This is a genomic window from Gilvimarinus gilvus, from assembly GCF_030518155.1.
GTDB classification, from domain to species: domain Bacteria; phylum Pseudomonadota; class Gammaproteobacteria; order Pseudomonadales; family Cellvibrionaceae; genus Gilvimarinus; species Gilvimarinus gilvus.
The window spans coordinates 1-569 of record NZ_JAULRU010000556.1; the positions used below are offsets into that span (position 1 = coordinate 1).

General features: G+C 51.5%; 1 protein-coding gene. It reads right to left on the reverse strand.

Annotated elements, in window-relative coordinates:
* On the reverse strand, positions 1–569 hold a 569-nt coding region (locus QWI17_RS10565; protein WP_302722471.1), incomplete at both ends, for a lyase family protein.

Here is a 569-nt window from a genome sequence, read left to right on the forward strand (position 1 = left end):
ATTTGGCGCCGTACCACCGATATGATCACGGGCACTGACCGAGCCATCCAGGGTCAGAACATCAAACACATCCGCAGTAATCTGATCGGAGAACTGCTGCAGCTCTTCCAGGGTCATCTCACCCAGGTCTTTATTCTGCTCAATACCATAAGCCACCGCCTTACCCACAATCTCATGGGCATCACGGAACGGTATCCCTTTGCGGACCACATAATCAGCCAGATCAGTTGCCGTCGAAAAGCCACGCAGCGCTGCTTCACGCATATTCTCACGCTTAGCTTCAATCGCAGGCACCATGTCAGCAAACGCACGCAGACAACCTTTTACCGTGTCGATCGCATCAAACAGCGGCTCTTTATCTTCCTGGTTATCTTTATTGTACGCCAGCGGCTGAGATTTCATCAGTGTCAGCAATGACATCAGATGACCATAGACCCGGCCACTCTTGCCCCGTACCAGCTCAGGCACATCCGGATTCTTCTTCTGCGGCATAATAGAAGAACCGGTACAGAAGCGGTCTGGCAGGTTGATAAAATTAAACTGCGCTGAAGCCCACATCACCAGCTCTT